At 52.1% G+C, this 12,243-nt stretch carries 11 protein-coding genes; 9 read left to right on the top strand and 2 right to left on the bottom strand.

Annotation, left to right across the window (positions count from 1 at the left end; translation table 11 throughout):
• Positions 1–143 precede the first annotated feature (143 nt).
• From QWI17_RS14570 to QWI17_RS14530, 9 genes are all read left to right on the top strand, one after another.
• Complete coding sequence (locus tag QWI17_RS14570) at positions 144–1,181, top strand: hypothetical protein (RefSeq protein WP_302723252.1); 1,038 nt, start codon at positions 144–146, stop codon at positions 1,179–1,181.
• Between the two features lie 99 nt (positions 1,182–1,280).
• Complete coding sequence (locus QWI17_RS14565; RefSeq protein WP_302723251.1) at positions 1,281–2,369, top strand: phospholipase A; 1,089 nt, start codon at positions 1,281–1,283, stop codon at positions 2,367–2,369.
• Between the two features lie 8 nt (positions 2,370–2,377).
• On the top strand, positions 2,378–2,914 hold the full coding sequence (locus QWI17_RS14560) for a DUF3833 domain-containing protein (RefSeq protein ID WP_302723250.1): 537 nt from the start codon (positions 2,378–2,380) through the stop codon (positions 2,912–2,914).
• A gap of 386 nt (positions 2,915–3,300) precedes the next feature.
• The gene (locus QWI17_RS14555; protein WP_302723249.1) at positions 3,301–6,138 is read left to right on the top strand and encodes a monovalent cation/H+ antiporter subunit A; all 2,838 of its coding nucleotides are present in this window, start codon (positions 3,301–3,303) and stop codon (positions 6,136–6,138) included.
• Positions 6,138–6,479, top strand: a complete 342-nt coding sequence (locus tag QWI17_RS14550; protein WP_302723248.1) for a Na+/H+ antiporter subunit C — start codon at positions 6,138–6,140, stop codon at positions 6,477–6,479. Before QWI17_RS14555 ends, QWI17_RS14550 begins: the two co-directional genes overlap by 1 nt.
• Positions 6,476–7,999, top strand: coding sequence for a monovalent cation/H+ antiporter subunit D (locus tag QWI17_RS14545; RefSeq protein WP_302723247.1), 1,524 nt, complete (start codon positions 6,476–6,478; stop codon positions 7,997–7,999). The genes QWI17_RS14550 and QWI17_RS14545 overlap by 4 nt, the downstream gene beginning before the upstream one ends.
• Complete coding sequence (locus QWI17_RS14540) at positions 7,992–8,504, top strand: Na+/H+ antiporter subunit E (RefSeq protein WP_302723246.1); 513 nt, start codon at positions 7,992–7,994, stop codon at positions 8,502–8,504. The genes QWI17_RS14545 and QWI17_RS14540 overlap by 8 nt, the downstream gene beginning before the upstream one ends.
• Positions 8,489–8,758 carry a K+/H+ antiporter subunit F gene (locus QWI17_RS14535; protein WP_302723245.1) on the top strand — a complete coding sequence of 90 codons (270 nt, stop codon included), beginning with the start codon at positions 8,489–8,491 and terminating at the stop codon, positions 8,756–8,758. Before QWI17_RS14540 ends, QWI17_RS14535 begins: the two co-directional genes overlap by 16 nt.
• Positions 8,759–8,764: 6 nt before the next feature.
• Complete coding sequence (locus QWI17_RS14530) at positions 8,765–9,109, top strand: Na+/H+ antiporter subunit G (RefSeq protein ID WP_302723244.1); 345 nt, start codon at positions 8,765–8,767, stop codon at positions 9,107–9,109.
• On the opposite strand, the gene QWI17_RS14525 is transcribed toward QWI17_RS14530, so the two are convergent.
• Complete coding sequence (locus QWI17_RS14525; RefSeq protein ID WP_302723243.1) at positions 9,106–10,530, bottom strand: C13 family peptidase; 1,425 nt, start codon at positions 10,528–10,530, stop codon at positions 9,106–9,108. The genes QWI17_RS14530 and QWI17_RS14525 overlap by 4 nt on opposite strands.
• Positions 10,520–12,217, bottom strand: a complete 1,698-nt coding sequence (locus tag QWI17_RS14520; protein ID WP_302723242.1) for a DUF3592 domain-containing protein — start codon at positions 12,215–12,217, stop codon at positions 10,520–10,522. Before QWI17_RS14520 ends, QWI17_RS14525 begins: the two co-directional genes overlap by 11 nt.
• Positions 12,218–12,243: the final 26 nt, after the last annotated feature.

Below are 12,243 nucleotides of genomic sequence, written 5' to 3'. Positions count from 1 at the left end.
CGAGGAGGCGCTCTAAAAACAAGTTAGACGCGCAGTGCTGGCTGGCGGATGCAGCCGACGTCAAAATCATCACAAATCACACTGGCACATTGATTGCTATATCATCCTTTAAGAAACAGGTCTTCGCGCAAGAGTGGCTGCAAATGCACCAAGGCGCAGCATATTTGGCCGATATTGTCGAACTTGAGGCAGAGTTATGCTCCATGAATACTCAACCACGCACAATGAACGGGCAGATTAACGTGAGTTCCGCACCAGAAAGTAGCGGGACAAGCATTCTATACGAGCGTTATTACACCGTATACCGCAGACGGCAGGATGCCCTCAACTTAATCCGTCAATTAAACCGAACCATCAAAGGCGCGCAAAGACACCGCGGCATGAGCATGGGGCTACTCGGTGGCAACGATATGTTTCGCAACGAGTTTCAGTCGTTACATGCCGAGCTTGAGCGCCGAATTTTGCTGCTACAGTCGATGGCTCAGTCCGGTGGCAACTTGCTCAGTGAGCGCGACCAGCAAAATCTGGCCAGCGCCTGGGTTACCATCAGCCGGGACTGGCAAGAAGACTCGGTTATCGACAACTACGAGCTGCACTGTCACCTCATTGAGCAATCATTGTCGATGCTAGCCAGCTTGTCGCGCGAGCTCGAGCAACCTATACAAGAGGCTATTGGCGAGTCGTCTATTCCGGCCAACGAAGCCAATAACTACCCCAGTCGGTTTAAACATCTTGAAGTACTGCACTTCACTAGCCGGCTGCTGCCGGCCGTTGTCGAGCAAATAGGCCGAATTCGCGCCCTTGGCACCTATTCCGCAGCCGCCGGCTACCTCGATGCTCACCACGACAGCAAACTGCGCTATGTCATTCAGTGTACACGGGTAAATAACGAAAAGTTGCGACACCAGATTAAACGCTTAGAGGGCATTTTGGACGGTGACATTGGTCTGCTGAGTCAGCTGAAAAGCTATGAATTAAAGTTGATGTTCTTGCTTAACATGGTCGAAACCGACATCTTGCACGAAGGCGCAGTCAATGCCGACAGTAACCGAATCTACAACCTGGCAACGGATATAATCGATGTTTATCTAGTCATCGTCGACAACGGCATTGATTTAATCAACCAGTGGCACGATGCCGATATGGACCAATGGTTGGTAAGTGGTATCGCCCCAACCTGATTTTGAGCCTCCCGACCGTCTTCGCATTCATAAAACGAAGGTAGCGGTCGCCACCGGGCTGCGGCACAATGGTTTCTTTTTCTGAAAACTGCCAAGCCTATGTCACGACATCACTGCACCCTCAAGCGATTTGCTTGCCTGACACTTATCGCTATTTTGCCGACCACCGGCTTGGCTCAGCCCGCAGACTCCAAAGCCAAAGACCCTGAGGTCGAGCAATTAGATTGCCTAACCCAGATGGTACAAACCGCCGACGACGATATGACGCTGGCCAAGCTGCGTGAGGGCTGCCAACAAATACTAGAACCAAAGCGCGAAACTAACACTGCGACTCAGCCCTCGCCACCAGCCTCCCGCGAAGCAAATAGCCCGGCCAGCGACGACGAGGCAACCCCAGTGGCGGACCCACTGGATAAACGGATGACCATAGAGGCGATAAACAGCGCAAACCGCTTTTTGCTAACACCCCACAATCGCAACTATGTCTTACCCGCGGTGTATACACAAAACCCAAACCAAGCGCCCTTTGAACAGGCTCTCGCCAAAGAGGCCGACCTCCAGCATACGGAAATTGAGTTCCAACTGAGTATAAAAGTATTGGTCGCGCAGGACCTGCTGCACGATAACGGCAATCTTTATGTTGCCTATACCAACCACTCTTTTTGGCAAGCCTACAACTCGGATATCTCTCGCCCCTTTCGCGAAACCAACCACGAACCCGAGCTGATTTTTTCTGCCACCACTGAATGGGAAATTTTTGGTTTTCGGAACGTGCTCAATCAAGTCATTCTGTCACATCAGTCCAATGGTCAATCCGGTGATTTGTCGCGCAGCTGGAATCGTGTCAAAGCACGCAGTATTTTTGAACGAGGTCACTTTGCCTTCGCGATTACGCCGTGGTACCGACTGCCTGAAGACGCCGAAAAGGACGATAACCCCGACATAAAAGATTATTACGGGCAATATGAACTAACCGGAGCTTACACTCGTAATGACCATATCATCAGCTTTATGACGCGCCGCCCTTTCGCCAACAAAGGCGCCTTGGAATTGAACTGGTCATTTCCAGTAACCTCAACGGTGCGCGGCTACATGAAAGTATTTGATGGTTACGGTGCCAGCCTGATCGATTACAACGCACATACGCGCTCCATAGGGCTGGGTGTTACCTTTACTGACATTTTCTAGAGGTTGCCATGTCTGCAATACGTGTAGCCGGTTTGTGGCTCTCAACTTTTTTATTGAGTGCCTGTGCAGGGCCCGACATACAGTCTTACGCTGAGCGCACTCCAAGCTTTACCCCTGAAACGTTTTTCCAGGGCGAGCTTCTGGCTCATGGCGTGGTTAAAAATCGATCAGGAGAGGCCATTCGCCATTTCAACGCTACGATTGACGCGCAGTGGCGCGACGGCGTGGGAACACTGGAGGAACGTTTCGAATTCGACGACGGCGAAATCCAATATCGAACCTGGACGCTGACACCAAACGGCGCAAACCACTTCAACGCCACAGCCGGTGACGTAGTGGGCACAGGAAAAGGCGAACATAAAGGCAATGCACTGAACCTCGAGTACACCTTATTGATCGACTATAATGGCCGCGATATTGCTGTCAATGTGGATGACTGGATGTGGCAGGTCAACGACCATGTGGTCATCAATGAGTCCACCCTGAGCAAGTGGGGATTCAAAGTAGGCAGTGTCCAGCTGGTCATCCAAAAACTCAAAGACTGATCAAGCCAAACCCCAACAGCTCAATAGCTGACCAAATGGCGCCTATACTATTGCTTATAGGCCACTGCAGCTCTGGCACTTCGCGGCAAGTTTGTGTATAAAGTCCCATGCACTCGGCTCCAAAACGCGAGCAGATTCAGGGATTTGCATGTTATGGCAATAGCGCCGACTACAATTAAGTTTAGACTCAACAACAGCACCGGGGCTGAGCTTGCACAGGCTGCAACACGCGTGGCAGTTTGTGCCCCCTACCAACCCTACTATCAAGATCCTCCGGCTGGTCTGGCGGTGGTAAATTCTATTTTGGACCACCCTGTCTGATTAATAACAATGAATTCACCGGATTTCCAAACGGGTAAATCTGATAACAGGGGTGTTAACACACCATGACACTATTAAGCATTATTTTGCTGCCGCTGGCAGGTGCCTTGCTACCTCTATTTACCGAGCGCTTTGGCCGCACGCTTTGTGCGTACTCGGCAGCCTTTGGTCCGCTGTGCGCACTGGGTATTCTTCTCGGCAGCGCCAGTTCCGTATTCTCAGGTCACACCGAGCATGTGTTTTTCGCCTGGCTGCCCGAGATCGGCCTAAATCTCAGCTTGCGACTGGATGGGCTGGGGTTAATGTTTGCGCTGTTAATCGTTGGCATTGGTCTACTGGTCGTGCTGTATGCCAGATACTATCTCTCTGAGCGCGACTCTCTGGGTAAGCTCTACGCCCTCTTGCAATTATTTATGATGGCCATGCTGGGCATTGTCCTGTCCAACAACTTACTGCTGATGATCGTCTTTTGGGAGATCACCAGTTTGGTATCTTTCCTATTGATCGGCTATTGGTCGCACCAGAGTGATGCCCGTAAGGGTGCGCGTATGGCCCTGGCGGTTACCGGCGCAGGCGGGCTTTGTTTTCTGGCCGGGGCGCTGCTTATTGAGCGGATCGCCGGCAGCTTCGAACTGGACGCCATTTTCGCTGCGGCAGAACAAATCAAAGCTCACGCTAACTACCCTGTGATATTGGTGTTGGTGCTGCTCGGCGCCTTTACCAAGTCAGCTCAGTTTCCTTTCCAATTCTGGCTCCCCCACGCCATGAGCGCCCCCACTCCGGTCTCCGCCTACTTGCATTCGGCCACCATGGTTAAAGCCGGGGTATTTTTACTGGCGCGTATGCATCCGGCACTGGCGGGAACCGACGGCTGGTTTTATTTAGTAACCTTTACGGGTATGGCAACCTTGCTATTCGGTGCCTATAACGCACTGTTCAAGCACGACCTTAAAGGGCTGTTGGCGTACTCCACGATCAGCCATTTAGGCCTAATTACCATGCTTTTGGGCTTCAGTACCGATCTTGCCGTAGTGGCAGCAATTTTTCACATTATTAACCACGCTACTTTTAAAGCCTCACTGTTTATGGCCGCCGGTATTATCGATCACGAAACCGGCACCAGAGACATGCGCAAGATTAACGGGATGTGGAAGTACATGCCGCACACAGCCCTGTTGGCGATGGTCGCGGCACTGGCCATGGCCGGGGTCCCCTTGCTGAATGGCTTTCTCAGCAAAGAAATGTTCTTCTCCGAGGCACTTCATTTAGAGTCGATGGGCATGTTCAGCTGGATTTTCCCGCTGATGGCGACCCTGGCCGGGATTTTCTCCGTAGCCTACTCGGTACGCTTTATCCACGACGTTTTCTTTAACGGTGAGCCTATAGACTTACCCAAGTACCCGCCACACGAACCCCCGCGCTATATGGTGGTACCGGTAGAAATACTGGTCGGTCTATGTCTGTTGGTGGGCATACTGCCCAACCTTACCATTGCTCCGTTTCTGGAAGCGGCGAGTCGCGCGGTACTGGGCCACGAAATGCCCGATTACCACATTGCCATTTGGCACGGTTTTAACTTGCCGCTCATCATGAGTTTTGTGGCGCTGGCCGGTGGCCTATTGATGTACAAGCAGCGCTCGGGCCTGTTCGCGTTTTACGAGCGCAAGTTCCGGCATGATGAAAAAATACTGTTTGAATCCCGGGTGCAGTTCTCGGTGCGCGTTGCGCAAATGTTTACCGATTTTATTCAAAACAATTCTCTCCAGCGCTATATGGCCCTGCTTATTGGCTCGGCGGTGGTCGCCATTGGCTATGCACTGCTGCCCAATATGCAGTGGATGGGACCTCTGTCAGTGACCGAGCTTGAACCTGTGAGTTTACTTGCAGCGATAATTCTGGCGGTGGGAGCGCTGGGCACCGTATTGCTGCACCATAACCGCTTTGCCGCGCTGCTGTTGATGAGCGTAGTGGGCTTAGTCGTTTCGCTTATTTTTGTGCGCTACTCGGCACCCGACCTCGCGCTCACGCAAATTTCGGTCGAAGTCGTCACCATTGTTTTGCTGATGCTGGCGCTGTACTTTTTGCCACAGATGACGCCGAATGAATCCGGCGCTAAACGGGTGGGCCGCGATATATTACTGGCAAGTGCGGCAGGTTTGGGCATGGGACTGATTACATTCGCCATGCTGACAACACCTTACGAAACAATTTCGGACTTCTACTTGGCCAACAGTGTCAGCGGCGGCGGTGGCGCTAATGTCGTCAACGTGATTTTGGTAGATTTCCGTGGTTTCGATACCTTGGGCGAAATCACCGTGTTAGCGATTGCTGCCGTAGGTATTTACGCCATGCTAAACGGCTTGCACTTACCCCTACCGCAAGCGGACGGCGATGGCCGGCTATGGGACAAGGAACCGCACCCCCCTATTCTCTCGGTCATGGCGCGTATCCTGTTGCCGCTGGCAATTCTGGTTTCGGTCTTTATTTTCCTGCGCGGTCATAACGCCCCTGGCGGAGGCTTTATTGCAGGCCTGGTGACCAGCGTTGCCTTGATTTTGCAGTACGTTGCCTCCGGCACCGTGTGGATGCAACAACGTTTGCGTTGGCGCTATCGCCGTGTGGCGGTTTCCGGCGTATTGATTGCTGTATTGACTGGGGTTGGTAGCTGGTTCTTTGGTTATCCGTTTTTAACCTCCACGTTTGGCCACTTCTATATTCCACTCATTGGCGAGATTGAGTTGGCCTCTGCCATGGCATTTGATACTGGCGTTTATATTACGGTGGTCGGCGCCACACTGCTGATTCTGGCGCACTTGGGTAAGTTGGCGCAAACCACTCACTCCCCGCGGCCTTCCACCAGTACATCTTTTACTGAAGCCGAATTGAGCAAAGGAGAAAACTAGTGGAAATTTTAATCTCCGTTGTCATTGCACTGTTAACCAGCTGTGGGGTGTACCTGCTATTGCGAGGCAGGACATTCCCAATTATTTTGGGACTGACGTTGCTAACCTATGCGGTCAATGTGTTTATTTTTATGTCTGGCCGACTCAATCCCGGTGCCAGTACCATTATTGGTGTAGGGGAACGTTATACCGATCCTCTGCCTCAAGCGTTGGTGCTCACGGCCATTGTGATCAGCTTCGCTATGACCGCCTTTGTCCTTGTGCTCGCACTGCGGGCGCGCGCTGAGCTCGGCAATGACCATGTAGATGGCCGCAACAGCGTTGAGGAGGTCAAGTCGTGAACCATCTGATCATCGCTCCTGTTCTAATTCCACTGGTAACCGGCATCTTATTGTTGCTTGGCACCGGGCGCCCCCCGCGGGTACAGCGCGCCATTAGCTTTATCAGTATCAGCGCTCAACTTGTTGCTGCTATTTACTTGCTAAGCGTCGCCGCTGGTGGCGATATGTTGGTTTACGCTCTGGGCAATTGGGCACCGCCATTTGGTATTGTTCTGGTATTGGATCGCCTCAGCGCCTTGATGGTGACTATTACCGCCAGTCTCGCCTTTTTCAGCCTCTGGTATGCGGTTCGCGATAACGATAAACCTACCGACAGCTTGCACAGTGTGGTGCATTTTTTATTGATGGGTATCAACGGTGCATTTTTAACCGGCGACCTGTTTAATCTGTTCGTATTTTTTGAAGTACTGCTCATCGCCTCTTACACCTTACTGCTGCACGGTGGCGGTGCCGCCCGGATAAAATCCGGCTTGCACTACGTGCTGCTTAATTTAGTAGGCTCCAGCTTATTCTTAATTGCGGCGGCACTGCTGTACGGCTTAACCGGCACACTGAATATGGCCGACATGGCTGTTAAAGTGGCGGCCACAAGCCCGGAACAAGCGCCCCTTATGAAAGCAGCAGCGCTGATCTTGCTCGTGGTGTTTGGCCTGAAAGCGGCCATGGTTCCCTTGTATTTTTGGTTACCACGAGCCTACGCTGCGGCCGCTGCGCCTGTAGCGGCGATGTTTTGCATTATGACTAAAATTGGTATTTACGCGATTATTCGTATGTATAGCCTGGTATTTGGCGACGAAGCCGGTGTCGTTGCCAATGTCGCGACACCCTGGTTGTGGCCATTGGCTCTGATTACTCTAGCCCTCGGTGCTACGGGCGCTTTGGCGGCGCGCGAGCTGCGTTTACAAATTGCTTATTTAGTCATTGTGTCAGTGGGAACAATGCTGGCGGGGGTAGCAATGCACAGCACCGCTGCGCTCAGTGCAACACTTTATTATCTAATGCACTCAACGTGGGTCTGCGCCGCATTGTTTTTGCTTGCCGACATAATTATGCGTCAACGCGGTGCCACTTCCGACCGCATTATCACTGGCCCACGGGTTAAACAGCCAGTGGTGTTAGGGACGTTGTTTTTTATTGGTTCGGCCGCCGTTATTGGTATGCCGCCGTTATCGGGTTTTCTTGGCAAAGTTATGCTGATGCGCTCAACGGTTACCGACGAGCAAACTTTCTGGCTTTGGTTCCTGTTGCTGGCATCAAGCCTGATCATGGTAACCGCGCTTAGCCGCAGTGGCAGCACAATTTTCTGGCGTACAGAAAGCCGCACCACTAAGGCCAGCAAAACTGACAAGCTGGCACTGAGCGCTGTGATGGCATTATTCGCCACCAGCTTGGTATTGAGTTTCGCAGCGAGCCCCGTGGTGCAATACACCAATGCATTGGCTGAGCAAATCATGCAACCGTCGATTTATATTGATGCCGTGCTCAATCACCAGACCATAGAGGGGGTCCACCATGACTAGCTTTGCCCGCAAAAAGGTCTTCCCTCACAAATTGTTAAGCCTGTTTATGCTCGGTGTTTGGCTCGTCATGAGCAATAGTCTGGGCTTTGGTCAGTGGTTACTCGGGGGATTTCTAGCGTGGGCCATTCCCTTTTTCACCCAAAGCTTTTGGCCGCAATCAATGGTCATGAACAAACCCTGGCTCGCCATACGTTTTTTACTGCTGGTGCTGTGGGACATTGTAGTCGCCAACGCACAGGTGGCGGTTTTGATTATGGGACCCAGACAAAAGCTACAGCCAGCGTTTATGCGTATTCCTCTCGAGTTAAAACAAGATTTCACCATCACGTTGCTCGCCAATACCATTTCGCTGACCCCTGGCACCGTCTCTGTGGACCTACAAATGAACGAAGGCTATTTACTCGTTCACGGTCTGCATGTCACCGACGTTGACGCTACTATTGCCGAGATTAAATCGCGCTACGAACGCCCGCTTAAGGAGATTTTCGAATGCTCCAATCCGTAATTCAGCTCACCATGTTTATTATCGCCCTGGCGCTGGCGCTCAATTTATGGCGCCTTTGTATCGGCCCTTCACTGCCAGATCGCATATTGGCCCTGGACACTATGTACATCAATGCCATTGCATTGCTGGTTGTTTTTGGCATGCACGAGCAGAAAACGCTCTACTTTGAAGGGGCACTGTTAATCGCAGTAATGGGCTTTGTGGGCACCGTTGCCCTGTCAAAGTATTTGCTCCGCGGCGACATTATTGAGTGAGGTAATATGAGTTTTTTACTGGAAGTCATCATTTCGCTTTTTCTGCTGCTCGGGGCATTGTTCGCCTTGGTTGGGTCGCTCGGTTTGACGCGCCTACAAGATTTTTTTATGCGCCTGCATGGCCCCACCAAAGCCACCACCCTAGGTGTGGGCGGCATGATCATTGGATCAATCATTTATTTTTCTGCAGGTGATAATGCCCTAAGTATGCACGAGCTGCTGATTGCCCTGTTCTTGTTTATTACCGCACCGGTCAGTGCACACATTGTCGGCAAAGCGGCGTTACACCGCCAGATTGCCTGCGAAGAGCGCACCCGCAATATTCCCTGGCAGCAAAACGGCGACGATTAAGGTCGCCGTTGCTCCCAGTCCGACAACTTATCTACCATCGCCTGCCCGGCCGATATCTGCGGCTCGGACGGGGTAAAATCCTGCTCTTGCTCCCACTCAGAAATAAGCTCTTTGGCCATGTCAAACGCCTCTACCAGGCCCGGTGCTTTGGCCAGAGACTGCTCAAATATTGCCCGACCAAAGTAAGTCATTGTGTCGTTGTCGCCACAACCAAAACTGGTTTTGTCATCCGCGGCGGCCGTCATTACCAGGGCCGTATCGCCCTCCAAAGCCGGTACTACACCGCCTGAATAGCATGCCGATACCATGACCACCTGCCATTTAATCGGTGACTCTTTTAACCAACTTTGCCAATCCTGTAAATCAATGTCGACAAAATTATGCTGCGGCGACTTCAGTGAAAATTCAAAGTCGTCCGAGCCATGGCTGGTCATGTAAATCAGTAGGATATCTTCGTCCAACTGCATCAGTTCGCTTAGACGCGTCAGTGTTGACTGAATATTGTGCCGCGTCGCTAGCGGATAATCTTGCACCGAATCGGGCAAGTTAGACAAAATCACGCGGTGCTCCAGCACCCCATAACGCTCTTGTAGCTTTTCTGCTACCACCCTCACTTCGGAATCAAAAACAGTTTGGGTACCATCACCGGCAACCAGCAAAGCAAACATATCCACCTCGCCCGGGCGTGATGCGTGAACCTGACTCAATGATTGCTCTAAGCGTGCGGATTGATTCAGCAACGCCTGCTCAAACTCGGCGCGGCGGTGCTTTTTATCAGCCTTTTGCTCAGCGCTTGCCTGCTGTCGCCCCCATCGCCACTGTCCCGACTTTTCAACCTCGCCGGTTTCGGTATTGACCAGTTCGCCAAAACCGTGAAAGTAACCCTCTTCAAATTCTCCGGTATAGCGCTGCCCCTCACCTTGCCATACGCCCGCACCGTGATAGCGCCAGGCACGAAACTCACCGGCGTAGCTGGTGCCATCCGAGCTTTCATAGGTCCCCAAACCTGTTAGCTCACCGTCGACAAACTCGCCAGTATAAACATCTCCGTCGTCGCTTTTATAGACGCCTTCACCATGAAATTCATCGTTTTGAAAGCCGCCGGAGTAACTGGCACCATCACTGCCCTGCCAGCGCCCCTGGCCGTGCAGTTTTGCCTCGACAAAGTGGCCTTCAAATACATCGCCATCGGCCAGAGTAAGACGGCCCTGTCCTGAAATAAGCCCGTTTGCGAATTGCCCCTGATACTGGTCGCCATTAGGCCATTGCAATTGGCCGGGGCCCGACAGCAAACCATCGACCAGTGCCCCCTGATACTGTGCCCCATCAGGTAACTGCACGGTCTGTTCAGTCGCATGTTCCTGATGCGCACAAGCAGACATCGAGCAATACATCAGTAAGGCGATTATTCTAAGCTTCATCCGTAGCGATCCCAGTGAGTAGACTTAAAGATTCCAGCGCTTGTTTAGCGACATTTTGCCCGGCCAAATTAAACCCAACAGTAACCGGCTTACCATCAAGTCGCTTGGCAACAATTTTATAAAAAGTGACATGTGAACGTCCCGATTGCGCTGAGTAGCTCTCCTTTAATGCCAGCGACTTAATAGTGTTACGAGGGTAGCGACGGTTACCAAAGCTTACCCCGAGCAAACGGCGACGCGTCAATAGTTCATTGCGGTCGATACGGACATCTAAACTGGTCAAGAGCAAATACAGACCAGCCAACACCATGGGAACGCCAATCAACGTAAAAATCCAGCTAGGGAAGTCATCAGCGGGGACGGCAAAACCAACGCCAGCGAACACCGCGCCGACTATTATCAATGCCAGCTTGCCGCTTGGGTGTCGCAACGCAGGGTAGTGCAGAATAATGCCGCCGGCTATTTGCTTAATATCAAGCACTTCACTTAAGGCTTCTTCGCGAGCATTTTGCGCCAGAACATTATCCGTACTTAGCCGCGTCAGTTGACGCGCGCTTTGACCTGTCGCAAACACCGGTATTTCATAACTGCGCGAAAAATCTGTACCGGGCAGCTCGCAACTAACATCCAGTCGCCATAAATGGTAGTTGTTATCGGGCTCTTGCGATACGGGCAAGCCCGCGTCCACATCAAACAGTATCTCCAGCCGCGTTCCTTTCATACTCGCCTGAGAATGAGCAACCCCTTCGCTGTGCCAAACCAGCGATTCACGTCGCGAGCGATTCTTCCCACTGCCAGTAACATAACTGCGCAAACATTTTAAGCTAACATCAAACCGATGATTAATAGAATACGGTAGCTGCACATCAATGCTGCCGCCGACCTGGCCCCCTATTGCACCGGGGTAAGGGTCCAGTTGCAAGGGTGCGGCGCCAAAGCGGCGCCAGTTTAAGGTCACTGCAATAGCCCACCACAAAATCCCCATGCCAATAACGGGAAACAATAAGGCAAGTAACGCCAGCCACTCCCCCTTAAGCGCTTCGCTGACGCCGCCGATACCGGCGGGGATCGATATCGCATTCCATAAAATCGCAAAGCCCCAGCTTACATATAAACTGGTTTTGCCATCGCTTTTAATTTGGTCGCTGGCCCAATCGCGCCGCTCGAGCCAGGGGCTTGCTAAACTCTTCTGAGCCGTGCGAGATCCGGGCATTTTGTCCGTCGGCGCCAGCAGACAATAGAGTATGATCCCCACGCCAACGCCGCCAAACACAACAACAAAAATCATTTTAAAGCCGAGCAACTCCCAGCGCAGGTCGCGATTGAGAACCGCCTGCTCAGGCTCGGCGGGATTGACCCATGCGTTAACCACCCCGCCTTGATCCAGCGCTCGTCGCAAACGCCGGGCCTCGCGCTGATGATAATCTCCCACATTGTCATAACTATTGCCAATTCCCACACGCGTGGAGCGGTAGTTCTGCCCGTTATACCGATAACTGTAAGCCGCTGTGACCTTGTAGCTGGTAGAGCCATCAGATGTACTGCTTTTTACGTCAACACTGGCAAGATTCGCGTGCACCAGGGGCCAGGACTTCATGGCCTGCCACTGCGTGAGCGAATCTCCCACGCTGAATATAAACATCCCTATACCCACCGCGGCAAAAGGTAAGCCGAATAAGATCAACATCCAGCGTTCTTTGATTCTTGTTATGA

Origin of the sequence: Gilvimarinus gilvus (genome assembly GCF_030518155.1) — a bacterium.
In the GTDB taxonomy this organism is placed as follows: domain Bacteria; phylum Pseudomonadota; class Gammaproteobacteria; order Pseudomonadales; family Cellvibrionaceae; genus Gilvimarinus; species Gilvimarinus gilvus.
Note: the sequence above shows the minus strand (reverse complement) of the source record. Positions and strands in the feature narration are given on the sequence as shown.

Coding starts and splice junctions, on each gene's coding strand:
- QWI17_RS14530 (WP_302723244.1), top strand. CDS start 8,765: ATGAGTTTTTTACTGGAAGTCATCATTTCGCTTTTTCTGCTGCTCGGG.
- QWI17_RS14565 (WP_302723251.1), top strand. CDS start 1,281: ATGTCACGACATCACTGCACCCTCAAGCGATTTGCTTGCCTGACACTT.
- QWI17_RS14555 (WP_302723249.1), top strand. CDS start 3,301: ATGACACTATTAAGCATTATTTTGCTGCCGCTGGCAGGTGCCTTGCTA.
- QWI17_RS14570 (WP_302723252.1), top strand. CDS start 144: ATGCACCAAGGCGCAGCATATTTGGCCGATATTGTCGAACTTGAGGCA.
- QWI17_RS14540 (WP_302723246.1), top strand. CDS start 7,992: ATGACTAGCTTTGCCCGCAAAAAGGTCTTCCCTCACAAATTGTTAAGC.
- QWI17_RS14525 (WP_302723243.1), bottom strand. CDS start 10,530: ATGAAGCTTAGAATAATCGCCTTACTGATGTATTGCTCGATGTCTGCT.
- QWI17_RS14520 (WP_302723242.1), bottom strand. CDS start 12,217: ATGTTGATCTTATTCGGCTTACCTTTTGCCGCGGTGGGTATAGGGATG.
- QWI17_RS14535 (WP_302723245.1), top strand. CDS start 8,489: ATGCTCCAATCCGTAATTCAGCTCACCATGTTTATTATCGCCCTGGCG.
- QWI17_RS14560 (WP_302723250.1), top strand. CDS start 2,378: ATGTCTGCAATACGTGTAGCCGGTTTGTGGCTCTCAACTTTTTTATTG.